22 protein-coding genes are annotated in these 23,149 nt (G+C 57.6%); 11 read left to right on the top strand and 11 right to left on the bottom strand.

The features are described 5' to 3' along the window. Positions 1-41: 41 nt before the first annotated feature. Positions 42-1,061 (bottom strand): TRAP transporter substrate-binding protein, encoded by a 1,020-nt coding sequence (locus D1823_RS21400; RefSeq protein WP_117874106.1) that lies wholly within the window; start codon positions 1,059-1,061, stop codon positions 42-44. 70 nt (positions 1,062-1,131) lie between these two features. Continuing rightward, entirely contained in the window at positions 1,132-3,165 is a 2,034-nt protein-coding gene (locus tag D1823_RS21405; protein ID WP_117873878.1) for an FAD-dependent oxidoreductase, read from the bottom strand. A 103-nt stretch (positions 3,166-3,268) separates the two neighbouring features. Between D1823_RS21405 and paaG the strand changes: the two genes are divergently transcribed. The 4 genes from paaG to D1823_RS21425 are packed head-to-tail and all read left to right on the top strand — an operon-like array spanning position 3,269 to position 6,417. Beyond that, positions 3,269-4,054, top strand: coding sequence for a 2-(1,2-epoxy-1,2-dihydrophenyl)acetyl-CoA isomerase PaaG (gene paaG, locus D1823_RS21410; RefSeq protein ID WP_117873880.1), 786 nt, complete (start codon positions 3,269-3,271; stop codon positions 4,052-4,054). 2 nt (positions 4,055-4,056) lie between these two features. Next, complete coding sequence (gene paaI, locus D1823_RS21415) at positions 4,057-4,482, top strand: hydroxyphenylacetyl-CoA thioesterase PaaI (protein WP_117874108.1); 426 nt, start codon at positions 4,057-4,059, stop codon at positions 4,480-4,482. A 24-nt stretch (positions 4,483-4,506) separates the two neighbouring features. Beyond that, a complete protein-coding gene (paaK, locus tag D1823_RS21420; protein ID WP_117873882.1) occupies positions 4,507-5,817 on the top strand; it encodes a phenylacetate--CoA ligase PaaK in 1,311 nt (436 codons plus the stop codon). A 3-nt stretch (positions 5,818-5,820) separates the two neighbouring features. Then, a complete protein-coding gene (locus tag D1823_RS21425) occupies positions 5,821-6,417 on the top strand; it encodes a TetR/AcrR family transcriptional regulator (RefSeq protein ID WP_117873884.1) in 597 nt (198 codons plus the stop codon). A gap of 97 nt (positions 6,418-6,514) precedes the next feature. Here the strand turns inward: D1823_RS21425 and D1823_RS21430 are convergent, their stop codons facing one another. Genes D1823_RS21430 through D1823_RS21460 form a run of 7 tightly spaced genes read right to left on the bottom strand, consistent with a single transcriptional unit; the run spans position 6,515 to position 13,493 of the window. Next, positions 6,515-7,570 carry an aldolase/citrate lyase family protein gene (locus tag D1823_RS21430; RefSeq protein ID WP_117873886.1) on the bottom strand — a complete coding sequence of 352 codons (1,056 nt, stop codon included), beginning with the start codon at positions 7,568-7,570 and terminating at the stop codon, positions 6,515-6,517. Positions 7,571-7,581: 11 nt separating this feature from the next. After that, positions 7,582-8,382, bottom strand: a complete 801-nt coding sequence (hpaH, locus tag D1823_RS21435; protein ID WP_117873888.1) for a 2-oxo-hept-4-ene-1,7-dioate hydratase — start codon at positions 8,380-8,382, stop codon at positions 7,582-7,584. Next, positions 8,379-9,233 carry a fumarylacetoacetate hydrolase family protein gene (locus D1823_RS21440; protein WP_117873890.1) on the bottom strand — a complete coding sequence of 285 codons (855 nt, stop codon included), beginning with the start codon at positions 9,231-9,233 and terminating at the stop codon, positions 8,379-8,381. The genes hpaH and D1823_RS21440 overlap by 4 nt, the downstream gene beginning before the upstream one ends. Next, on the bottom strand, positions 9,230-10,627 hold the full coding sequence (locus D1823_RS21445) for a pyridoxal-dependent decarboxylase (RefSeq protein ID WP_117873892.1): 1,398 nt from the start codon (positions 10,625-10,627) through the stop codon (positions 9,230-9,232). Before D1823_RS21445 ends, D1823_RS21440 begins: the two co-directional genes overlap by 4 nt. A gap of 58 nt (positions 10,628-10,685) precedes the next feature. After that, positions 10,686-11,528: a 3,4-dihydroxyphenylacetate 2,3-dioxygenase gene (gene hpaD, locus D1823_RS21450; RefSeq protein ID WP_117873894.1), complete on the bottom strand. Its 843-nt coding sequence runs from the start codon at positions 11,526-11,528 to the stop codon at positions 10,686-10,688. Between the two features lie 54 nt (positions 11,529-11,582). Further along, positions 11,583-13,091, bottom strand: coding sequence for a 5-carboxymethyl-2-hydroxymuconate semialdehyde dehydrogenase (gene hpaE / locus D1823_RS21455; RefSeq protein WP_117873896.1), 1,509 nt, complete (start codon positions 13,089-13,091; stop codon positions 11,583-11,585). 3 nt (positions 13,092-13,094) lie between these two features. After that, positions 13,095-13,493, bottom strand: coding sequence for a 5-carboxymethyl-2-hydroxymuconate Delta-isomerase (locus D1823_RS21460; protein ID WP_117873898.1), 399 nt, complete (start codon positions 13,491-13,493; stop codon positions 13,095-13,097). Between the two features lie 105 nt (positions 13,494-13,598). Between D1823_RS21460 and hpaR the strand changes: the two genes are divergently transcribed. Next, positions 13,599-14,039, top strand: a complete 441-nt coding sequence (gene hpaR, locus D1823_RS21465) for a homoprotocatechuate degradation operon regulator HpaR (protein WP_117873900.1) — start codon at positions 13,599-13,601, stop codon at positions 14,037-14,039. Positions 14,040-14,072: 33 nt separating this feature from the next. On the opposite strand, the gene D1823_RS21470 is transcribed toward hpaR, so the two are convergent. Continuing rightward, on the bottom strand, positions 14,073-15,425 hold the full coding sequence (locus tag D1823_RS21470; protein WP_117873902.1) for an aminotransferase class III-fold pyridoxal phosphate-dependent enzyme: 1,353 nt from the start codon (positions 15,423-15,425) through the stop codon (positions 14,073-14,075). 34 nt (positions 15,426-15,459) lie between these two features. Further along, complete coding sequence (locus D1823_RS21475) at positions 15,460-16,239, bottom strand: IclR family transcriptional regulator (protein WP_117873903.1); 780 nt, start codon at positions 16,237-16,239, stop codon at positions 15,460-15,462. A 108-nt stretch (positions 16,240-16,347) separates the two neighbouring features. Between D1823_RS21475 and D1823_RS21480 the strand changes: the two genes are divergently transcribed. The 6 genes from D1823_RS21480 to D1823_RS21505 all read left to right on the top strand — a co-directional run bounded on the left by D1823_RS21480 (position 16,348) and on the right by D1823_RS21505 (position 23,145). After that, positions 16,348-17,277, top strand: a complete 930-nt coding sequence (locus D1823_RS21480; protein ID WP_117873905.1) for a tripartite tricarboxylate transporter substrate binding protein — start codon at positions 16,348-16,350, stop codon at positions 17,275-17,277. Between the two features lie 63 nt (positions 17,278-17,340). Beyond that, positions 17,341-17,877: a tripartite tricarboxylate transporter TctB family protein gene (locus tag D1823_RS21485; protein ID WP_117873907.1), complete on the top strand. Its 537-nt coding sequence runs from the start codon at positions 17,341-17,343 to the stop codon at positions 17,875-17,877. A gap of 7 nt (positions 17,878-17,884) precedes the next feature. Beyond that, the gene (locus D1823_RS21490; protein ID WP_117873909.1) at positions 17,885-19,405 is read left to right on the top strand and encodes a tripartite tricarboxylate transporter permease; all 1,521 of its coding nucleotides are present in this window, start codon (positions 17,885-17,887) and stop codon (positions 19,403-19,405) included. A gap of 6 nt (positions 19,406-19,411) precedes the next feature. After that, a complete protein-coding gene (locus tag D1823_RS21495) occupies positions 19,412-20,896 on the top strand; it encodes an aldehyde dehydrogenase (RefSeq protein WP_117873911.1) in 1,485 nt (494 codons plus the stop codon). Between the two features lie 15 nt (positions 20,897-20,911). Next, a complete protein-coding gene (locus tag D1823_RS21500) occupies positions 20,912-22,207 on the top strand; it encodes an aspartate aminotransferase family protein (protein ID WP_117873913.1) in 1,296 nt (431 codons plus the stop codon). Next, positions 22,204-23,145: a phosphotransferase enzyme family protein gene (locus tag D1823_RS21505; RefSeq protein ID WP_162896903.1), complete on the top strand. Its 942-nt coding sequence runs from the start codon at positions 22,204-22,206 to the stop codon at positions 23,143-23,145. The genes D1823_RS21500 and D1823_RS21505 overlap by 4 nt, the downstream gene beginning before the upstream one ends. The last annotated feature ends 4 nt before the right edge of the window (positions 23,146-23,149 follow it).

Genomic DNA, 23,149 nt, shown 5'->3' on the forward strand with positions numbered 1-23,149 from the left:
GTGAAATTGGCTGGCGGGTCAACCCCGCCAGCTGGGCTGCGCTACTGAGCGGCCATTTCGTTAACGATCATGTCATATGCGGCTTGCGCATCAACACCGGTGCCATTGACCTCTTCGATGACCCTGGCGCGCACATCGGCAGCAATCGCATTGAACTTTTCCAGATCTTCAGCGGACGCTGCATTGATCGCGTTGCCCTCGGTCTGTTCGGTCGCCTCACGGCCGATCGCGTCGATCTCATCCCAGATTTTACCGATTTCGCGGCTCAGCGGTTCACCGAAAACCTTTTCTTCCAAAGCAGCCTGCATATCGGCGGGCAGATCCGCAAACGTGTCTTCGTTCATGATAAACGCAAACGACCCGCGATACAGGCCACCCGGAACTTCATAGACATTTTGCGCCACTTCAGTCAGCTTGAAGCCTTTGCGGGATTCAAACGGCATGACGACACCATCAGCAGCTTTCGAAGCGAGTGTCTCGTATACTTTCGGCGCAGGTACCTGGATTCCGGTTGCGCCCAGCGCCGTGCCGACGTCGCCGCCCACACCACCTGGGATACGAACCTTGAGACCCGCCACTTCGTCAAGCGTTGTCACCGGGCTGCTGGAGTGAAGCTGTGCCGGGCCATGGGTGTGCAGCGCGACCACTTTCACACCGCGATGTTCGTCCGCCGCCTTGAGATACTGGTCGTATGTACGCCAATACGCGACCGAGGCCGCTTCGGCCGAGCCCTCATATCCGGGCAGCTCAATCATCTTGGTGGTGACGAAACGACCGGGCTGGTATCCATGAAAGATGATCGAAGCATCCGCTGCGCCATCCATGATCAGGTCCATCTGCGCCGGCGGCGGGGCAATTCCCAGCTTCAATTCTGCAGTGACTTTGCCGTCGGTAGCTTCTTCGACCATTTCCACGAATTTCGGCCACATCTTCGCGTTGATGCCGTGGGTTGGCGGTGCCCAGCTGGAAATCGTCAGCGTATAATCCGCCGCCAGTGCCACTGTGCCCGATACGGCCATCGCGGCCGAGGCCAAAAGAGTGCTCAACTTGGTGAATTTCATGGTTTTGTCTCCTCCCTGTGAAACATGACTCGAGAATGCGTTAATGGTCACTTTTGTAACCATCAACATGTTAATAGTTTTCGGATCGACCCGCGACACGCCACGAACCGGGGCTTTCTTTCGCTACGGTTAGCATATTTGCGTTGGACCGGCTGTTTCCGATTTCATTGCAATAGTTCATCGGCCCTCCTCTCCAGCGCGGGAAGCCGTATCCATGGATTTGAACCATATCAACGGCTTCTGCGTTTTCCGCGATCCCTTCTTCAATGATCAAAGCGCCTTCGTTGGCCAGAACCGCCAGCAGTCTTGAAGAGATATCCTCGTCCGAAAAAGCCCGCCGGGTGATGCCCTGCTGGTCAGAATAGGCTTCGATTAATGCCTCAACTTCGGAATCCCGAACTGGGTCGCGACTGCCTTCTTCGTAGCGATACCACCCTTTGCCAGTACGCTGGCCAAAACGCTCCATCTCACAAAGCTGGTCTGCGATGGTGACATAGCGTTCATTCGGGTCGCGGTGTGCTGCATTGCGTTTGCGGTTCGCCCAGGCAATTTGAAGACCGGTCAAGTCCTGAAGCTCATAAGGACCCATAGGCATCCCGAACGCCCGCATCGCATGATCCACCTGATAGGGAAGCGCCCCATCTGCCAGCAGATAATCGGCCGCGCGCCGATAGGCTGCCAACATGCGGTTCCCAATGAACCCATCGCAGATACCCGCCAGCACCGAAACCTTGCGAAGCTTTTTCCCAAGCGCGAATCCGGTTGCGACAACTTCGGGAGACGTTTGCGGAGTGTGCACGACCTCGAGCAGCTTCATGACATGGGCCGGGCTAAAGAAATGCAGACCTATGCAACGGGTCTGATTAACGACGCCCGCGAAAATCTCGAGCGGGTCCAGATAGGACGTATTGGTGGCCAAAATCGCATCGCTGCTCATATGCCTGGCCAGCTCGTCAAATACCTGCTGCTTGACGGACAGGTCTTCAAAAACAGCCTCGATCGCCAGTTCAGCATCCGCAGCTTCTGAATACCGGTTCACAGCACGAAACGAAGCAAGGCGATCCCGAAGCTGCGCCTCGGACATCTTACCTCTCTTGACCGAGCCTTGCAGCAGACTCTCAACCCGATCGTGCGCTGCCGCCGCGGCGTCCGCGTCTCGCTCGATCAACGTCACGGACAGCCCGCCGTTCAGGGCCGCAGTTGCGATCCCTGCCCCCATTAATCCTCCTCCGACAACGGCTATCCGTGTTATGTCACGGGCGGCCACCCCTTTGATCAACGAAGGTTTGGACACGGCACGTTCAGCAAAAAACGCGTAGCGCAAAGCGCGGCTTTCCGGGCTTTGGCGCAACTCCAGATGGCGCGCGCGCTCTTTCGGTTGTGCGGTGGTAAATGGCTCAACCGACCAACCAAGCGCCGTCAGGTTTTCCAACGGCGATTTCTGACCCTTGGCGCGCTTCTTCAAAGCCTGGCGTCTCGCCTTCAACAGATCCGGCGCAAATTCCGCCACAGCACGCTGGCTGACAGGTATTGGGCGTTCGGGCAGGTCGGCAACCAAGTCCAGAACAGCACTCTTAGGGTCTTCGGCGACGCGGTCGACGCCGCCAAGCTCGGCCAGTGTCTCTGCCTTGAGAATTTTGCCCGAACAGGCCATGCCAATTGCAGCCCGCATCCCGACCAGACGCGGCAATCGTTGTGTGCCCCCTGCCCCGGGGATCAAACCCACATTGACTTCCGGCAGGCCAAAACCTGTTCTCGGCGCTGCGATCCGCCATGCACAGGCCATGGCGATTTCGAACCCGCCACCCAGCACGTTGCCATGCATGCAAGCGATGAACGGAACCTCGCTGTCTTCGATTTTCTGAACCACGTCAGGCAAATGTGGCTCGACCGGCGGTGCGTCGAATTCGGACATGTCGCCGCCCGCGACAAAGGTTTTACCAGCGCAACACAGCACGGCCACGCGCGCGCCCTTGGCCGCATCAACCGCGTCAGACAGCCCCTGGCGAACACCTGTCGACGTCGCGTTTACCGGCGGGTTGTCAATTGTGACCCACGCCACGTCGCCCTTAAATTCAACGCTCACCAGCGACGACTGCGACATTTGCAATCCCTTTGATCGGTTCAGATTCGGTTCGGGTTTATATATTGACCAACCGTTCGGTTAATGCAATGATTAAGTTGAAACGAGAACAGATGAGACAGTCATGAACGATACGATTCTTGTACAAGACAACGGGAACTGGGTCGAAATCACCCTGAACCGCCCGGACAAGTTGAACTCGTTCAATGAAGAAATGCACATGGCGCTGCAGGATGCACTGAAAGCCGCGCGCGACGGCGGCGCCCGCGCGGTATTGCTGACCGGTGCCGGGCGTGGCTTTTGTGCTGGTCAGGACCTCAGTGATCGCGATCCGTCGAAAATGGATGGCCCGCCGGATTTAAGCAAGACGGTACGCATGTTCTATGGCCCTCTTGTCCGTTTGATCCGGTCGATGAATATCCCGGTGATCTGCGCCGTGAACGGAGTAGCAGCCGGGGCGGGTGCAAATCTTGCGCTGGCCTGTGATATGGTTCTGGCCGCGGAAAGTGCGAAATTCATTCAGAGCTTTTCCAAGGTGGGCCTGATTCCAGACACGGGCGGCAGTTGGCACTTGCCGCGTCTGTTGGGCGAGGCACGCGCCAAGGGGCTGGCCCTGACAGCCCAACCCCTTCTGGCCAAACAAGCCGAAGATTGGGGGTTGATCTGGAAGGCAGTGGCCGACGATCAATTGATGACCGAAGCGCGCGTTCTTGCCGCGCAATTGGCAAACGGCCCTACCCTCGGGCTCGGGCTGACCAAACAGTGCATTCAAACCGCTGCCACCACGTCCCTCTCGGATCAGCTTGAGATCGAAGCGGACGCAATGAAGACCTGCGGGGAAAGCGCGGATTACGCCGAAGGCGTATCCAGTTTTCTTGAAAAGCGGGCACCGAATTTCCAGGGACACTGATGATGACACCCAAGGAACGTGCCACGAGATCCGCTGAAGCGATGTGGGCGAATGACCAAGCCAGCAAATGGTTCGGGATGAATCTGGTCGAAGTCGACGAAGGCCGTGCAGTCCTGACCCTGACAGTCGCGGACCATCACTGCAACGGGCACGGCATTTGCCACGGGGGCGTCACTCATGCCCTGGCCGACAGCGCCTTTGCCTTCGCCTGCAACAGCCGCAACGTGGCAACCGTCGGCCAGCATACGATGATGAGCTATCTCGCGCCCGGAAAAAAAGGGGACCTTCTGACCGCAACCGCGACAGAGGTTGCCGTCACCGGCCGCAGTGGCATCTATGACGTTCGCGTCACCAATCAAGACAACACCCTGATCGCCGAGTTTCGCGGAATGTCCCGCGCGGTTGGCGGGCAGAATTTTCAGGAATAGCTTCGCGACTGGAGGAGTGACGCGATGGAAGACCTTTCCCCAAACAAAGCGGATCTGGACCCGATCGAGATCGCCTCGGTCGACGAAATCCGTGCGACGCAGCTTGAACGCCTCAAATGGTCCGTACGCCACGCCTATGAAAACGTGTCGATGTACAAGCAACGGTTCGACGAATCCGGTGTGCATCCTGACGATCTTCAGCAGCTCTCGGATCTGGCGAAGTTTCCGTTCACGTACAAGAATGATCTACGTGACAACTATCCGTTCGGCCTGTTCGCCGTTCCACGCAGCCAGATCATTCGTCTGCACGCCTCGTCCGGTACGACAGGCAAACCGACGGTGGTGGGCTACACAAAAAACGACATCGACAATTGGGCGGATCTGGGCGCAAGGTCCCTGCGCGCATCGGGGTTGCGTAAAGGTGACATGGTGCACAACGCCTATGGTTATGGGTTGTTCACCGGCGGTCTTGGCGCACATTACGGGATCGAGCGGCTTGGCGCGACCGTCGTCCCCATGTCCGGCGGGCAAACCGAAAAGCAAGTCAACCTGATCAACGACTTCCGGCCCGACGGGATCATGGTTACGCCCTCCTATATGCTCAATATCCTTGAGCAGTTCCACAAGGTGGGACTCGACCCGCGTGAAAGCTCGCTGAAGGTTGGTGTGTTCGGTGCTGAACCCTGGACTGACGCCATGCGTGCCGAAGTCGAGGCTGCGTTTGATATGCACGCGGTCGATATCTATGGCCTGTCCGAAATCATGGGGCCCGGGGTGGCCAATGAATGCGTTGAAACCAAGGACGGGCCGGTGATCTGGGAAGATCACTTCCTGCCTGAAATCATTGATCCCGCAACCGGAGAGGTCTTGCCCGATGGCGAAACCGGCGAGTTGGTGTTCACGACCCTGACCAAGGAGGGGTTGCCGATGATACGCTATCGAACCCGCGACCTGACCTGCCTGCTGCCGGGTACAGCACGGTCCATGCGCCGCATGGCCAAGATCACCGGTCGCAGCGACGACATGATGATCCTGCGCGGTGTCAACGTCTTTCCCAGCCAGATTGAAGAACAGGTCATGGCAACAGGGGGCCTTGCCCCTTATTATCAGATCGAGCTGTACAAATCCGGCCGCATGGACGCCATGCGTGTTTTTGTTGAATCGTCCCCGGATTCCACCGACGAACTGTCCAAGACAGCCGCAGCACGGATGCTGACGAAGCGGATCAAGGACGTCGTTGGCGTCTCAACGGAAATTGTTGTAGGTGACCCCGGCGACGTCGAACGCTCTCAGGGCAAGGCGAAGCGCGTCGTCGACAATCGCGATAAGGAATAAGCCGTGGCCCGTACAATCGCTAAAGACCACGACCAGAAGCGGGAACAAATCCTTAAAACGGCAGCCAAAGTGTTCGCCGACCAAGGGTTTGATCGCGCCTCCATGACCCTGTTGGCAAAAGAGTGCGGGATTTCCAAGGCAAACATCTACCACTACTATGACAGCAAGGATGCCATCCTGTATGACATCCTCGAAACCTACCTGCGCGAGCTTCGCGACCGCATCTGCAATGTGGACCTGAATGGCCTCACGCCTGAGCAGAAGCTGCGGAAAGCGGTACGCGAAATCCTGTTTGCCTACCAAGGCGCAGATGACGAACACCGGGTGCAGATCAGCGGCATGAGCGCATTGACCGAGGAACAACAGAAGCTTCTGCGCGGGTATCAGCTGGAATTGGTGAATTTTGTGCGCGACATCCTGAATGAACTGTCTCCGGGAGCCTTCAACGACAACAGGGACAAGCTGCGCGGCGCCACGATGTCAGTTTTTGGGATGCTGAACTGGTATTACATGTGGAACACCGGAGCAGGGTCCAGGGCCCGCGAAGACTATGCTGATCTGGTCAGCACTCTGACCGTCCATGGTATCCACAAGCTTTAGCTGTGGCCTTCGGACAAAGCTGTTCGAAATCTATCGCAGGTATGCCTGCCTTTGTCCCGTTGCCACAGTGCCAGTTTCAGGGCCGTAACGCGTTTCCTCATCCTGACCAGTCAATGCGGAACTCTTCCCGAAAGGCAAAACGCGCCAGATGAGCCTCAATTACCCGTTGCCATCCGGCCAGATCACCGCGCGCCCTGGTGGCGGCGGTTACGGCCAGGCTGGAAGCGCTTGCTGAAAGGGTGACGCGGTTCCCGTCTGGAAAGCTCACACTGCCCCGCGTTTCATCGAATGTTACCTGGGCCTTGTGCGACCAGTGTTTGCAAAGCTGTTGCAGGTATTTCGACGCCGCGCCTGTCTGCGCAATTCCCGAAGCCACCTGATCGGGCAGCAGGCTGAGCCCATCAGCGGCAGCGGCCCGGATCGCCTTGGCAAACAAGGTCACATCGATATCAGTGGCCACGAATGTTGCCCCCAGATCCAGACATTTTCGCTGCATGACCGGATCCAGCGACAATATCCCTGCTGCCTTGCCTGCCGCAACGATGCGCTGGATCGCATCTAGCACGGCCTCGATCACGTCCGGGTGCCCGGCATTGCCGATATGGCCCATATCTGCGGCCAAATCCGACGGGCCGATGAACACCCCATCGACTTCGGTCGCCAGAATGTCGTCCAGCGCCTCCAGCCCAGGCCTGTTTTCGACCTGCACCAAAAGACAGATCTGCTCGTCCGCCGTTTTCAGATAGTCCGGTATAGCTGCAAAACGCGAGGCCCGCGCCAAGGCGGAACCCACACCCCGAACGCCACGAGGTGGATACTGCACGGCCCGCACCAGTTCGCGCGCCTGATCGCCGCTTTCCACCATCGGCACCAAAATGTTCTGCACGCCGGCATCGAGATATTGCTTGATCATCCAGGTCTCGCCAATCGGCAGGCGTGCGACGGGGGTACTGCCAGATCCTTCAATCACTCTCACTTGCTCGAGGATCGAGCGCAAATCGTTTGGTGCATGCTCTCCGTCGACCAGCAGCCAGTCAAACTGCGCGGTCGCGGCGATCTCGGCGGTGTAGGCATTGGCCAAGCCGACCCAGCACCCGATCAAAGGGGTTCCCGACGTCAGCGCGGCCTTGAACGTATTGCTTGGCGCGGGCATTGGCGAACCTTTCAGGCGAAATTGATATCGACTGAGCCGAACGGCCCGAAATCCGCGTGGATTTCTGTTCCCGAGGGGCATTCGACCGGGCGGATAAAGCTGCCTGACAGAATAACCTGGCCCGGCGCGATGCTTTGACCGTATTGCGCCATACGGCGCGCCAGCCAGACGACGCTTTCGACCGGATCGTTCAGCACCCCCGCGCCCAGACCGGTTTCTTCGATTTCACCATTGCGGAAGGTCAGCGCACCAACCCATCGCAGATCAAAAGCATCGACCGGATGACGTTCTGCACCCAGAACGATACCTGCATTGGCGGCATTATCACTGATAGTGTCAAACACCGTGCGGGCCTTGCCGGTTTCAGGATCCACACGTTGAATCCGTGTATCCAGAATTTCGATGGACGGCGCGACGTAATCCGTCGCAGCGATGATTTCTTCGCGGGACACGTTTTCTCCGCCAATGGCCGATTTCATCACCAAGGCAATTTCAGCCTCGATCCGGGGCTGAATGAATCGCCCGGCCGGAACGGTGGCACCCTGTTCAAACACCATGTCGTCAAACAGAATCCCACTATCAGGAATGTCGATGTTCAGCGCGCATTGCATGGCTTTCGAAGTCAGGCCGATCTTCCACCCAATCACTTTGCGCCCTTCGGACAGTTTCTGGCGATAGATGGCTTTCTGCACATCGTAAGCGTCATCCATGTCCATCTCGGGGTGGCGCAGACTGAGCAGGCCAATCTGTTCATGCGTGCGTTCTGCCTGCAAAAGGTCAGCGGCCGCGCGCACATGGTCTTCGGGCGTCATGCCTTTTCATCCTCAACCGTGTTTCGCAGCGTACCGATGCCTTCGACCGAGACCTCGACCACATCACCGGGTGCCAGATATTTCGGCGGGTCGAACCGCGCGCCCGCCCCGGTCGGTGTACCGGTCACAATGATATCGCCAGGCAGAAGCGTCATGAAAGTCGAAATATATTCAATCTCGCGCCGGATCGGGAACATCATGCGGTTCAGTGTATCATCCTGCCGCAACTCACCATTCACGCGGGTTTGAAGACGCGCCTCATCCAGCTGGGCCGCATCCGTGAAAGGAACCAGCCACGGGCCGATGGCCCCAGAGCGGTCCCAGTTCTTGCCTTGGGTGACATTGAATTTGGCGTGCCGAACCCAGTCGCGAATGGTTCCTTCATTACACAGCGTCAGCGCGGCGATGTGGTCATACGCGTCCTGCTGCGGAATGCGACGGCCCGCCTTGCCAATCACGATGGCCACTTCGCCTTCGTAATCCAGCGTGTGGTTTTCCGGCGGGCGGATCAAAGGCCGGTTATGGCCGGTAAACCCACTGGCGAAACGCGGGAACAGCGACATGTGTTTTGGCTGCACGCTGCCATCCTTGTATTCCGCATTCCGGTCGGGAAAGTTCACCCCGACGCAAAGGATACGTCGCGCATCCGGCATCACCATGTCATATGTAAACTCGGAATGGGTGACAGGTTTGCCGTCGGCGGCTTCTGCCAGTTGATCAAATGCACCGGCAGCGATCACCTCGTAGAGGCTGGCGTATTCGGGGAAGACCGGATTCAAAGCAATTGCACCACCGTCGGTGATTGCCCCAAAAAAACGCTCATCACCCGAAAAGAAAGTAGCAAACTTCATTCAATAGTCTCCCACACGTCCCGGATCACGTCCGCCGCCATCAGCACGTCATCGCGGGTGGTATCGAACTGCCCGACCTGAAAGCGGATGATTTTGCGGCCATCGAACAAGCCTTGGGTCAGGTAAATCCGGCCATCGTCATTCAGCGCGTCCACCAGACGCTGTTGCTGGGCGTCGTCCCCGGGACAGCGGAAGGAAAACAAGCTGAGGATCGGGCCGGTTGTTATCTCGAACCCCTCGATCGAACCGATCTTTTCCGCCAGTTCGCTGGCCCATGTCACGTGGTTGCGGATGCGTTCGCGCAATCCTTCCAACCCGTATGACCGCAACAGGAACCAGATTTTCAACGCCCGGAACCTGCGGCCCAAAGGGATGGTCCACTCAGAGTAATTTGTCACCTCTGCACCGGTTGTCTTGAGGTATTCCGGTTCAATTTTCAGCGTATTGAGCTGGGGCGCGGCGTCTCGCAGGAACTGGATGGCACAATCGAATTGCGCGCCCATCCATTTATGCGGGTTGAAGACAATGCTGTCATAGCGACCGGCCCCCTGCCACAAAGCCTTGCGAAATTCCGGGCAGATCATGGCCGATCCCGCCCAAGCGGCGTCGAGATGGGTGTAGAGGTCGTATTTTTTCGCAATGTCAGCTACGGCCATAAGGTCGTCGCAAGCCCCCACTCCTGTGCCGCCGGTAATGGCAACGATCCCGGCCGGAATATGCCCGGCGGCAATGTCATTCTGAACGGCGGCCTCAAGCGCCGAGGGAACAATCCCGAAGTTCGGCCCCTGTGTGGGCAATTTGACCAGATTGTCCTGACCAATCCCAGCGACCCAGCAGGCCCGGTCAATCGACGAATGCACCTGATCCGAACAATAAATCCGCAATGCACCCTTCGCGTTCAGACCTTCTCGGTTGCCGGTAAAGCCGGTGGCCCGTTCCCGCATGGTCAGCACTGCTGATAACGTAGCCGAAGAGGCGCTGTCCTGAATGACGCCGGTCATGCCCTCAGGCAATCCAAGGGCCTGCCGCAACCATTCGACCATGACGCCTTCAACCTCGGTCGCGGCAGGCGATGTCTGCCACAACATGCATTGCGCTGCGATAGTCGTCACCAGCATCTCGGCCAACATGGACGGGGGCGCGGCATTGGCCGGGAAATACGCAAAGAAGCGTGGATGCTGCCAATGGGTGATGCCCGGCATCACGATCCGTTCGAAATCGGCCAGGATGGCGTCCATCGGCTCGCCTGTCTCGGGTGGTACTGGCACAAGCTGGGCCGCGATTTCCCCCGGCGCGGTCTGCGCCCGCACGGGACGTTCAGCAAGTGTCTTGTGATAATCCGCCGCCCATTTCGAGATGTGCTGACCCCAATACGAAAACGTGTCCCAGTTCATCTACTGACTTTCCTTTGTGACGGGATCACCGCCGAATCCTCGTGTTCCGTTGCTTGCGTCACACCGAAAAGCTGACATTTGCCTGACCGGTGCCAGAGCTGCCGAAATACGGGGTGTAAATGTCAATTTCACCCTTGTAGCTTCCCCAACCCAACGCACCAAACAGCAAAGCGGTGTCATTCATGGCGCATTCGCCAGTGCATTTCGTTGCATAGTCCGGCAGCATTTCAAGGAACTCTTCAAACTTGCCCTGCTGCCACAACTCCAGAACGCGCATGTCCATCTGGCGGTTGAACTCGCCATTCACTGCATTCAACCCGTCGACCGAGCGTTCATTCGGAGTGAAGTCGTGGCTGAGCGAGCCGGACGCCAGAATGGAAACATTGCGGTCCGAACGTCGGATGCCTTCGGCAATGGCCTCGCCCCAGGCCCGGTTTTCTGCAATCGACGAGAATTGATTGACTGCCACCGGCAATACCCGGGCATTCACACCGTCGTTGATGAAATGCATCGGCAGCAGGGTGCCGTATTCCATGCCCATGTCGGGGTGCGAATGGCCCAGCGCCCGCTCTCCCCGTTCGCGCAGAACGTCTAGGATGGTTTCCCCAAGTTCATGATCGCCGCGATAATCGAACTCCATATCCGCCAACATATGCGGCAGTTCGTGACTGATGAATCGACCCTTGTGACGTTCTTTCGTATTCAGGTGAAACCCTTGATTGGTGATCCAATGGGTGTCGAACACAATAAACGTCTCGACCCCGCGATCTATCGCGTCCTGACGCAGGCGTTCATACCCATCAATGGCAGATTGCCGGATGCCTTTGTATTTTGGCATCGTGTGGGACATCCAGATGCTGGGTACATGCGTAATCTTTGCGGCCTGTACTATCTTTCCCATGGCAATTCCTCCTCGTGAAATGGGCTTGCCCCAGCCGGGGTCGGCCTATGAGATCTACTTACCCAACTGCATGATCTTGTGCTGACCGGTGGCAAAGCCAATGTGTTTCTGTTCCATATAGAATTCAAAGCTCCAGTCGCCGCCATCCCGGCCGATGCCGGACGCCTTGACCCCTCCGAACGGCGTTGGCAAGTGACGTACGTTCTCCGAATTCACCCAGATCATTCCAGCCTCCAGCCTGTCTGTAAACCGAAGCGCGCGGGTCAGATCATTGGTCCAGACATAGCCGGTCAGGCCATAAGGTGTGTCGTTGGCGATCTCCAGCGCCTCGTCCTCGGTCGAGAACGGGATCGAGGTCAGGACAGGGCCAAATATCTCTTCCCGTGCGATGCGCATTTGGTTGGTGGCATTGGTGAACAGGGTCGGCCGGACAAAATAGCCCGCATCCCCCACCGTGACGCCGCCAGCGGCGACAGTTGCGCCATCTTCCTTGGCGACGTCGAAATAGCTCGTAACCTTGTTGTAGTGTTCTTCAGTCACCAACGGCCCAATCTCGGTCTCCGGGTCCAAGGGGTGGCCCACCTTGATGCTGTTGACGCGTTCAATCAGTCTGGCTTCGAATTCTTCCTTGATCGTGTCCTGCACCAGAAGTCGCGAAGACGAGGTGCAGCGTTCGCCATTGATCGAATAGATCATAAAGATCACGGCATCCAACGCGCGGTCCAGATCTGCATCGTCAAACACGACAACGGGGTTTTTTCCGCCCAATTCCAAATGGTTGCGCTTATGGGTGTCTGCGCCTTGCTTGACGATCAGACTGCCGGTACGACTTTCGCCCACAAAAGCAATGGCCTTGATCAGTTCATGCTCGCACAAAACCTTGCCAGCGTCGGGGCCAAATCCGTTGACCGTGTTCAGCACACCTTTGGGCAGCCCTGCCTGTTCGGCGATTTCCACCAGCAGGCGAGCCGTCAGAGGGGAATCCTCGGCGGGTTTGTGAACCACCGTGCAACCCGCAGCCAACGCAGGCGCGATCTTCCAGGTCGACAGCATGAACGGCGTGTTCCACGGGGTGATCACGCCAACCGGGCCAATTGGCACACGGGTCGTAACATTCATCAGTGTCGGAGACTTCAGGTGCTGCCCGTCCCGTGCCTGAATCACCTGATCCGCGAAATACCGGAAGTTCTCTGCGCCCCGCAACGCTGCCTTTGACATGAAGCGCAGAGTCTGCCCTGTGTCCCAGCACTCGCACAGTGCTATTTCCTCGGCGCGGGCTTCAATGCCATCAGCCACATTCAACAAAATGCGACGGCGTTCGGTGGCGGGAATGTCTCGCCACTCTGCAAAGGCTGCATGAGCGGCCTTGGCTGCCGCGTCAATATCATCACCCGTGCCATGGGCAACATCACAGATCACGGATTTATCGACGGGCGAGACAGACTGAAACACTCCGGCAGATCCGTCCCGATCTTCACCCGCTATACGGTTGCGGATGCCAGTTTCCCGGAACCGGTCCAGAAAGCCGTTCAGCTTTTCGATGTTTGTGTCCAATGCACTCATGCGTCAGGTCTCCTGCGTGGTCGCGTCCAAGTGGTCGCGGATCGTACCAGCCTTGGGCGACAGCTTGGGGTCGATGTCACGCATCTCAAGCGAGAGCGCGATGGAATGCTGTGAAAAAACCGGCGCCAGATATGCTTTGACCGCCTCAAAAATGCGCTGGGTGGCGTCGTGTTTGACATCAGCGGGCCGGCCTGCCCGCAGGCGGATCGAGATATCAATAAGCCCATGCGCCGGGTTGCCGTCCGCTATGGCGTAATGATCGACCCGCGTCGCGCGCACACGAATGCCCGGCATCGGAAAGGTCTCAATCTCAGCAGCCGTTGCCCGAATGCATTCGCATAGGCCATCCATGTCGATCCTGTCTTCCAGATTACCGGAGTATTCGACGTGGAAGTGGGGCATGGTTTCTCCTCTATTAGTTAACATGTTTAGTATTTAATGCATTCCCTGTCAAGAGATTGCTTTGTTAATCTTTGCAATTTCCGAGATGACATTCTAGAAGGCCGCATGAACACTCAAAGCCATTCCAAAAGCACCGCCCGGTCCCTTCCGATCGCGCTGCTGCGAGCCCGCGAAACCGTCATGGCTCCGATCCGGGACATGCTGCAAGGCATCCAACTGACCGAGCAGAAATGGCGCATCCTGCGTGTTTTGGACGAGCTGGGCGAAGTGGAACAAAGCACCATCGCGCATGAGGCATGCCTGCTGCTACCCAGCGTGACCCGCATTTTGCGCACGATGGAGGCCGATGGCCAGATCACCCGCCGTCAGGATAGCGACGACAAGCGCCGCACCATGGTCAAGATCACGGATTCAGGCCGCTCTATCCTCAAGGAGAACCTGGCCACATCACTCGCCATCTCCAGTAATATCGAAGCGCAGATGGGCACCGAGAAGCTGGATCAACTGCTGGACCTGCTCGAGGAATTGCAGGCCATCAAAGCCTGACCCCGCCCCAACAGGACGGGGTCGTTTGAATACTTACAGGGTCCCCAATCCAGCGTCCAAAGCCGATAGAATTTTAGTCACATCTTCCGAAGTGACGATCAGCGGCGGCGACAGAATGATGTTGTTGCCTGATACGCGGACCATCACGCCGTCTTCATATGCAGCTTTCTGAACCTGTAGCGGCAGGTGTTTTGCGATAGGTGCCTTGGTCGCCCGATCCGAGACCAGTTCCAATGCACACATCAGGCCCTCACCGCCCCGCACGTCCCCGATCGCGTCATGCTTGTCGGCCAGCTTTTGCAAGCCGGCAAACAACTCATGCCCGCGCGCGGCAGCGTTTTCCCAGATCCGTAGGCGGTTGATCTCGGACAGGGCGGCCAAAGCTGCGGCCGCGCCGACCGGATGGCCGGAATAGGTATACCCCTGATCGACGGATGCCAGACCCGTGGTGTCACTTTCAAAAACCTCTGCGACCGCGCCCGAAATCATGGCCGCGCCAAAAGGGAAATACCCATTGGTGATCGCCTTTGCCGTCGTCATGATATCCGGCTGGACGCCCCAGTGCCGCGCACCACTTTCACTGCCGGTGCGACCAAAAGCGGTGATAATCTCGTCCGAGATCAGCAGGATGCCGTGCCTGTAACAGACCTCGCGCACCATGGGCATGAAACTCTTGTGCGGCGGGATCACGCCTCCTGCCCCGAGAACCGGCTCCATGATGAAGGCCGCAACGGTGCTTGCACCCTGAAATGCGATCTCGGCCTCAAGCGCCTTGATACAAAGCTGCGCCAGACGCTCGGGATCGGTTTCGTCAAACGGATTGCGATAGGTCCAGGGGGCCGGCACGTGGTAGCAGCCCGGCATCATCGGCTCATACACCGCGCGGAACTTCTGGTTGCCGTTGACAGAGGCGGCAGCAAAATGAGTGCCGTGATAGCCCTGCTTTAGGCTGATGAACTTGGTACGTCCGGCTTCACCCCGGACTTTGTGATACTGGCGCGCAAGTTTCAGAGCTATTTCGACAGAATCCGACCCACCCGACGTAAAGAAAGCGCGGGTCAGCCCGTCAGGCTCAAAGAACTGGGCCAGTTCATAAGACAGCTCAATCGCCTTGTCGTTGCTGGTGCCCCGAAAGGTGGAGTAGTAAGGCAACGCATTCAGTTGATCCGCTATGGCCCGCTTCACCGGTTCACAGGAATAGCCCAGATTGACGTTCCACAGCCCCCCTACGGCGTCCAGCGCCCTGTGGCCATCGACATCAATGATGCTGACCCCTTCACCACCGCTGAGAATTGTCGGCGGGTTCTTCCGGCTGTCGGCGGGATGCGCCATCGGGTGCCAGAAGTATCGGGCGTTGTTTTCCTTCAGAAAGTTGGAGTCTTTCATGTCGCGGGTCTCCGAGTGTTGAATCCGCCCCGGGTCACGGGTGGAATTCGGTTGGAAAGGAGTCGGGCAACTGGCCGCCAAAACCAGCGGTCAGATCAGCCGAAAGTGAATGCAACGTTGACAGTATTGCCGGAAGGCGGTCGCTGGTTGCCCGGGTTTCAGGGACAGCTATTGCGATGGTTCCCAGTGCAATCTGATCGATGCCGAAGATCGGCGCGGCATATCCAAAAACACCTTCTTCGTAACTGCCGCGGCTGTCGGCCCAGCCTGAAACTCTGATCTTTGCGACCCGCTCTTTGATGAGCTTCGGATCAGTAAGCGTGGCTTGTGTAAACCGTGCCTGCACGTCCTGATCCAACTGCTCCAAAAGGTGGGCCGGTCCGAAACTGAGCATGCACAGACCGGAAGCCGTCGCATTGAGCGGAAGCATCTCGCTGGGATCAAGACTGACCCGGACACTGTGCCGCGTTGTTTCCACCACCAGCGCTGTCTGTAATCCCGTTTTCTCCAGCAAGGACAGATGCAGGGATTCACCGACCATCTGCATTGCGGCCTGCATTTTTTGGCGCGCGCGCTCAATGCCGGGTCTGGCGATCTCTCGCAGTGCGGCCAAACGCAATGCCGCCGGCCCGATGGCATAAGTTTTTGTCATCGGATTCTGTTCGATCAACCCGAACTCCTCAAGCGCGCGCAGGTGGCGCAATGCCGTTGCCTTGTTCAGCCCGGACAACCGCGCCAGGTGACTCAGCCCGATCTCTGGGCGGGCATTGGAAAAGTAATCCAGCATTTTTAGGGCGTTAAGGGCTGTGCCCATGTGCGTATCGTCCTCTTGCTCAGGTAATACTTGACAGAACTAACTTAACAAAGCAACATTATTATTGTTAACGAGGTTCAAATATTGAACCACTAACGGGAGGTGTCAATGAAGAAATTTCTAACAGCCGCCGCTTTTGCAGCTTCGGCCACTGCCGCACTGGCAGAGTACCCTGAGAAGCCGGTAAGCTTTGTCGTACCTTGGCCTCCGGGCGATCTGGAAGATGTCCTTACCCGGATGATCGCCGACGAATTCCAGGCCATGTACGGTGTGCCTGCTGCTGTCGTGAACAAACCCGGAGGTGGCGGTGGCCCATTCCCCGGCGCTGTCGAGGTGGCAACCGCTCCGGCGGATGGTTACACCATCGGCTCTTTCGTCATCGGAGTACCCGTCATTGGCCCCGAGATCGGAATTCCCGAACTCAACCCGAATCCTTTCGATCCAATTGGCATCTTCCTGACTTATCCCTTCGTCATCGCAGCGAGCAAAGACGCACCGTTTTCAAGCTGGGAAGAACTGGCCGAATACGGCAAGGAAAATGACGTGGCGCTTGGCCATTTCGGATCGGTTCTGCCGCCCACTCAGGTCACATTTGCAGCTGCGGTCAGCAGCGGGTTCGACTTTGCCAGCGAAGCGGCATTTGACGCCTTGGATTGCAACACGCTGGCCTCAGGCGACGTGGATGTAATCAATACGACGCTACAGCTTATCCTTCCCTGCCTTGATCAGGTGAACGTCCTTGCCAGCATCGGTGGCGAGCGGATTTCACTGGTTCCGGATACGCCGACGATCGTGGAACTCAATCCGGACCTGCCATTGGCTCTTTGGAACGGGCTGTTTGTGCACAAAGACACGCCTGCCGACGCGCGTGAAAAGATCTCGGCTGCCGCCCAGAAAGCGTTGTCCTCGGACAAAGCCAAGAAGCTGGCTGAGGAAACAGGCGCACTGATCTACTGGCAGGACCCGGACGCATCCAATGCTCAGATCGAGCAGGACAAAGCCTCTTTTGCCAAGATCGAAGAGATTCTGGGCGAATAGTCCGAAGAAGGCCCGGCAAGGTCGAACAACGCCGGGCCTTTTTCTTTCAAACAGGAGGCCAAAATGATAGCAAAGACACTGCAAGACATGTTCCGACGTTATCGACGTCCTGGCGATATTGTCTTTGCCTTCCTTTTCTTCGGTTGCTCCCTGTTCCTTCTCAGCCAGATCGGCACTGAGACTCAGGCTGTCAAACGAACCAAGTGGTTTGCCCAGCCCGCCCTTTGGCCCAAGATCGCGATCTGGGGTATGGTTTTGTTCAGCGGCCTCCACTTGCTGAGCTCTTTCCTGTCCCCGCGCATTCCCGGACGTTTGCGAGAGGTGACGTTCTGGTTGATGTCCCTCGAATACGTTGCCTACTTCCTGATCTATGTCGTGGCGGTTCCGTGGCTTGGGTATCTGCCCTCCACCATGCTTTTTGCGGCCCTGCTGACGATACGATTGGGATTTCGACTGCCTGGGGCTTTTTGCGTTGCACTTACCTTCGGCGCGGTCGTGGCCGTCGTCTTCCGCGCGCTGCTTCATGTGAACATTCCTACCGGTCGGATATACGAATTCTTGCCCGATGGGCTGCGCGCCTTTGCGCTGACCTACCTGTGAGGCCAAGATGGACAATCTGATTTCCGGCTTTGCAATTCTGGCACAGTGGCAGGTCGTCGTGGCACTAGTCATCGGATCGGTGGGCGGCGTCATCATCGGCGCGTTGCCCGGCGTCGGCGCTGCTGTGGCAATTGCCATTCTGCTGCCCGCCACCTTCGCGTTTGAGCCCATCGTCGGCCTGACCCTTCTGTTGGGCATTTACGGGTCGTCCATGTATGGCGGTGCAATTCCTGCCATTCTGATCAACACGCCTGGCACGGCCGTCAACGCACTGACCACCTATGACGGCTATCCCATGACCAAGCGCGGCGAGGGACACCGAGCCCTGTCGCTGGCCTATTCGGCGTCGTTTTTCGGCGGCATCTTCTCGATCCTCTGTCTGATCATCCTATCGCCTGTGTTGGCCTGGGTTGCCCCACATTTCGGAAGCCGCGAAATATTCCTGGCTGCGTTAATGGGCATCCTTCTGGTGATCCTGGCCCATCGCGGGCAGACCTTTTCGGCCGCGATGCTGGCGTTCTTCGGCATTTTCCTCAGCACCGTCGGTCTGGAACCCGTCAAATACACCAAACGTTTTACCTTTGACCAAACCTGGCTTTCGTCAGGTGTCGATCTGATCGTGGTGGTTCTTGGGCTGTTCGCCATCAGTCAGGCGCTGCTGCTGCTGGTCGACAAAGAACACGCGCCGGGCGAAGCCCATGTGCGCGGCAGCATCTTCGCGGGCCTCAAAGAACTACTGGGCCTGAAACGCATCGCAACGGTGTCGTCATCGCTGGGTGTGCTCATGGGCATGGTACCGGGCACAGGCGAATTCACATCACAGTTCCTCTCATACACATACGCACAGAAAACCTCTGAAGACCCCGACAAATTTGGCGATGGGTCACCAGAAGGTCTGGTGGCGTCCGAGGCGGCCAACAATGCCGTTCCTGGGGCCGCAATGATTCCGCTGCTGGCGCTGGGTATTCCTGGCGAAGCGCTGACCGCGATGATGCTTTCGGTCTTCTATGTTCACAACGTCATTCCCGGACCACAGCTTTTTGCCGATCAGATGGATTTTGTCATGGCACTGTACATGTCGCTGATCCTGCTCAATGTGATCGTTCTGGTCTTTTTGTTGTTCTCGACCAATCTGTTGCTGAAGATCATTCAGATCCCGACGCGCTTTCTGGGGATCATGATCCTGACGCTTTCCTTTGTCGGTGTATTTAGCCTGCGCAACTCAGTCACGGACTGCGCCATTGCCGCCGGGTTCGGCGTGTTCGGGCTGATCCTGAAGCGCCTGAACCTGCCCATTGTTCCGATCATTCTGGGCATGGTTCTGGGCGGGATCATGGAAGTCAAACTGCGCAGCGCCATGGCGCGGGTGAAGACACCACTTGATTTCATTGACCGGCCGATTGCCGCAATACTATTCATCATGATCCTTGGGGTCATTCTGCTCCACGTTCGCTCGCTGATCAAGGAACACAAGGAACGCATCACACCGCAACCGGTTCTCGACGAAGACTCAACTCAGCAAGGATAACCCCCCATGGACCAATCCTCGATTGATGCGCTGCGTGCGCAGGACATTGCTCCGCGCGGGCATTTCATAAACGGCCGCTATCAGGATGGCGAAACCGGGGCCCGGCATCAAGTTCTGTCTCCGATCAACGGTCAGCCTCTGGCGCTGATCGCCGAGGGCACGCCTGCGGATGTCGAGTCAGCCGTTCGTGCGGCGCGCCTAGCGTTCGAGGATGGGCGATGGGCGCGCATGGCCCCTGCCGACCGCAAGAAAGTATTGCTGAAACTGGCTGACCTGATCGAAGCACGCGCGCTTGAGCTAGCCGTGCTGGGCGTGCGCGACAACGGAACCGAGATCACCATGGCTTACAAGGCCGAGGCACTCTCGGCGGCTGCTACTTTCCGGTACTACGCCGAGGCGATCGACAAGATTTATGGACAAATCGCCCCGACAAGCGGTGATGTTCTGGGGCTTGTACATCACGCTCCGGTCGGGGTTGTCGGGGCCATCGTACCGTGGAACTTTCCACTGATGATCGGCAGCTGGAAAATTGCACCGGCACTGGCCGCAGGCAATTCCGTCGTCCTGAAACCTGCCGAAAGCGCCTCACTCAACCTGCTGAAGATTGCCGAGCTTGCCGCAGAAGCCGGAGTGCCCGACGGGGTGTTCAATGTCGTGACCGGGCGTGGCTCGGTCGTGGGTGAGGCTCTGGCCCTGTCGATGGACGTCGACATCATGGTGTTTACCGGGTCGGGCACAACCGGACGGCGGCTGTTGGAGTATTCCGCTCGGTCGAACCTGAAACGCTGCTATCTGGAACTAGGCGGCAAGTCCCCTAACATCGTTTTTTCCGATGCCCCTGATCTGTCCGAAGCGGCCAAGGTCTCAGCCGCTGGCATCTTCCGCAATTCTGGTCAGGTCTGTGTCGCCGGATCTCGCCTGCTGGTCCAGCAAGAGGTTTACGAGGACTTCGTGACCGAGATCAGCCGCCATGCTGAAAGCTTCCGCGTCGGCGACCCGCTGGACCTGAACAGCCAGATCGGCGCGGTGCACAGCCTGCCAGAGCTTCAGGCCAATCTGGATTTCGTGACCAAAGCCGAAGCAGAAGGCGCCGAGCGCCGGACGGGCGGAAACCGCATCCTGACAGAGACCGGAGGCTACTACATGGCGCCGACCGTCATGGCCAACGTGAAAGAGACCGACAACCTGTTCCAGAACGAAGTCTTCGGCCCCGTACTGGCGGTTACGCCTTTCAAGGATGAAGACGAAGCGATCCGTCTGGCCAATGCCACGGTCTATGGGCTGGCTGGCGGTGTCTGGACCTCGAACTTCAGCCGCGCGCATCGCATGGTGGCCGGCATTCGCGCCGGTGTTGTGCACGTCAACACATATGGCGGTGCCGACCTGACTGTGCCGCTGGGCGGGGTTCGCCAGTCGGGCAATGGACACGACAAATCTCTGCACGCACTGGAAAAATACTTCGATCTGAAAACCGCATGGATAAAACTCTGAAAGAAGGCCGACCTCATGACTCTTCCAGCGAAATCTGTTGAACTCATTGAGCGCCGGGCCAGGCTATTGGGCCCTAACGTGTCGACGTTCTACTACGAGCCGGTTCATTTTGTGAAAGGCGAAGGCGTCTGGTTGTGGGATGCGGACGGGCGTAAATATCTGGATTGCTACAACAACGTGCCACATGTGGGTCATTGCAATCCGCGCGTGGTCGAGGCGATCTGTCGTCAGGCGCGCACGCTCAACACGCACACCCGGTATCTGCACGACGGGATTCTGGACTATGTGGAAAAACTGACCGGGACGATGGATGCAGCGCTGAATACGGCCATCCTCACCTGCACCGGTTCCGAGGCAAATGACATTGCTTTGCGAATGGCAGAGGCAATGACCGGAAAACGAGGGATCATTGCCACTGACGCCACCTATCATGGAAATACAGCGCTGGTCAGCCAGTTGAGCAAATCGAACATCCCGACAGTCGGCTTCGGGCTGAGCAAGTATTTCCGTTTTGTCGGCGCACCCGACAGCTATCGCGATCCCGACCCGGACGGGTCAAAATTCGCCGATGCCGTGGCGGAACAGATTGCCGAGCACGAAAAGGCCGGCACCGGCTTTGCCGCATTGATCGTCTGCCCTTATTTTCTGAACGAAGGCTTTCCAGACAATCCGGACGGTTGGCTGGCACCCACGGCCAAGGTCGTACGCCAGGCCGGCGGCCTGTTGATCTGCGACGAGGTGCAATCAGGCTTTGGCCGAACCGGCACCCATATGTGGGCGCATCAGAAGATGGGCGTTGTGCCGGACGTCATGACTTTGGGCAAACCCATGGCCAACGGCCATCCGGTGGGCAGCGTGGTCACACGTTCCGAGATCATTTCGGCGTTCCGCAAGGGATATCGGTACTTCAACACGTTTGGCGGAAACCCTGTTTCCTGTGCTGCAGCGATGGCGGTTTTGGAAGAGATCGAAGACCAGAGCCTGGTCGCACATGCCAAATCCGTTGGCGACCATGCGCGAAAACGACTGAAGCTTTTGAAAGAAAAGTATGACGTCATCGGAGACATACGCGGCTCGGGGCTGATATTCGGGGCCGAAATGGTCCTTGATCGCGACAGCAAGCAGCCCGCCAGTGAATTCACTGACCGTACCATCAACGCCATGCGCCAGCGCGGGATTATTCACTCCAAGCTTGGACGCCATAAGAATGCTCTGAAAATTCGACCACCCATGCCATTCTCTATCAAAAACGCGGATCTTCTCTTTGACACGCTGGACGAAGTTTTGGCGAAAACGCCGCTGGTCGCATGAAGCAGATCGTGGAACAGGCGCTGACCCTTTGGGAACTGGTCGATAGCGAATGGTCTCTCGTGGCTGCTCGCGAAAACTGCGTCTATCGCGTTCAGGCAGGCCAGACCGCCTATGCTCTGCGACTGCATCGCAAAGGGCTGCGAACGGATGTCGAACTCCGTTCAGAGCTACAATGGATGGCCGTTCTCGGCAAAAACGGGGTCGGAGTTCCAACTCCTGTCCCGGCCGCAGATCGACGCTATCTGCATCTGGTGGACGGCATTCAGGTCGACATGCTCAACTGGTTGCCGGGCAGCCCTTTGGGTGCGACCGGATCAGCCTTGGAGCAGCGCGACAGAAACGGCGTCTTCCACACAATTGGCAGAGAAACGGCGCGACTGCATGACATCAGTGACCAATGGACTCGTCCGCACGACTTCACGCGTTGGTCATGGGATCGTAGCGGGCTGCTTGGAGACACCCCTCTCTGGGGTCGATTCTGGGAGAACCCAACGCTTGGGAAAACGGACCGATCACTTTTCCTGGCGTTCCGAGACGTCGCAGATCGTGACCTTCAGCGCGTGGAAAAGCAGTTGGATTACGGGCTGATCCACGCCGATCTTGTCCGCGAAAACATCATGGTTGATGGTGACAAACTGTGGCTTATCGACTTCGACGATTCCGGTTTCGGTTTTCGCCTGTTTGATATCGCGACAATACTCCTCAAGAATCTGCGCGAACCGGATTTCAACCAGTTGCACGATGCTTTGCTGGCCGGGTACCGATCGGAACGAACGATCTACACCGCGCAACTTGACCTGTTCATGGCACTTCGCGCGGCAACATATGTGGGATGGGTTGCATCCCGCCTGAATGAAGAAGGATCGGACATACGCAATGTGCGGTTCATTGAAACCGCCCGAGGGTTGATGACCAAATACCTCGAACGCCACACTTAGACGG

Source organism: Ruegeria sp. AD91A, assembly GCF_003443535.1.
Classification (GTDB): Bacteria; Pseudomonadota; Alphaproteobacteria; order Rhodobacterales; family Rhodobacteraceae; genus Ruegeria.

Bases quoted from the DNA above. Each gene is read 5' to 3' on its own strand.
- D1823_RS21440 (WP_117873890.1), bottom strand. From the start codon at position 9,233: ATGAAGTTTGCTACTTTCTTTTCGGGTGATGAGCGTTTTTTTGGGGCA.
- hpaE (WP_117873896.1), bottom strand. From the start codon at position 13,091: ATGAGTGCATTGGACACAAACATCGAAAAGCTGAACGGCTTTCTGGAC.
- D1823_RS21460 (WP_117873898.1), bottom strand. From the start codon at position 13,493: ATGCCCCACTTCCACGTCGAATACTCCGGTAATCTGGAAGACAGGATC.
- hpaH (WP_117873888.1), bottom strand. From the start codon at position 8,382: ATGACGCCCGAAGACCATGTGCGCGCGGCCGCTGACCTTTTGCAGGCA.
- D1823_RS21480 (WP_117873905.1), top strand. From the start codon at position 16,348: ATGAAGAAATTTCTAACAGCCGCCGCTTTTGCAGCTTCGGCCACTGCC.
- D1823_RS21505 (WP_162896903.1), top strand. From the start codon at position 22,204: ATGAAGCAGATCGTGGAACAGGCGCTGACCCTTTGGGAACTGGTCGAT.
- paaK (WP_117873882.1), top strand. From the start codon at position 4,507: ATGGAAGACCTTTCCCCAAACAAAGCGGATCTGGACCCGATCGAGATC.
- D1823_RS21495 (WP_117873911.1), top strand. From the start codon at position 19,412: ATGGACCAATCCTCGATTGATGCGCTGCGTGCGCAGGACATTGCTCCG.
- D1823_RS21485 (WP_117873907.1), top strand. From the start codon at position 17,341: ATGATAGCAAAGACACTGCAAGACATGTTCCGACGTTATCGACGTCCT.
- D1823_RS21430 (WP_117873886.1), bottom strand. From the start codon at position 7,570: ATGCCCGCGCCAAGCAATACGTTCAAGGCCGCGCTGACGTCGGGAACC.
- D1823_RS21405 (WP_117873878.1), bottom strand. From the start codon at position 3,165: ATGTCGCAGTCGTCGCTGGTGAGCGTTGAATTTAAGGGCGACGTGGCG.
- paaG (WP_117873880.1), top strand. From the start codon at position 3,269: ATGAACGATACGATTCTTGTACAAGACAACGGGAACTGGGTCGAAATC.
- paaI (WP_117874108.1), top strand. From the start codon at position 4,057: ATGACACCCAAGGAACGTGCCACGAGATCCGCTGAAGCGATGTGGGCG.
- D1823_RS21470 (WP_117873902.1), bottom strand. From the start codon at position 15,425: ATGAAAGACTCCAACTTTCTGAAGGAAAACAACGCCCGATACTTCTGG.
- D1823_RS21500 (WP_117873913.1), top strand. From the start codon at position 20,912: ATGACTCTTCCAGCGAAATCTGTTGAACTCATTGAGCGCCGGGCCAGG.
- D1823_RS21445 (WP_117873892.1), bottom strand. From the start codon at position 10,627: ATGAACTGGGACACGTTTTCGTATTGGGGTCAGCACATCTCGAAATGG.
- D1823_RS21400 (WP_117874106.1), bottom strand. From the start codon at position 1,061: ATGAAATTCACCAAGTTGAGCACTCTTTTGGCCTCGGCCGCGATGGCC.
- hpaR (WP_117873900.1), top strand. From the start codon at position 13,599: ATGAACACTCAAAGCCATTCCAAAAGCACCGCCCGGTCCCTTCCGATC.
- D1823_RS21475 (WP_117873903.1), bottom strand. From the start codon at position 16,239: ATGGGCACAGCCCTTAACGCCCTAAAAATGCTGGATTACTTTTCCAAT.
- D1823_RS21490 (WP_117873909.1), top strand. From the start codon at position 17,885: ATGGACAATCTGATTTCCGGCTTTGCAATTCTGGCACAGTGGCAGGTC.
- hpaD (WP_117873894.1), bottom strand. From the start codon at position 11,528: ATGGGAAAGATAGTACAGGCCGCAAAGATTACGCATGTACCCAGCATC.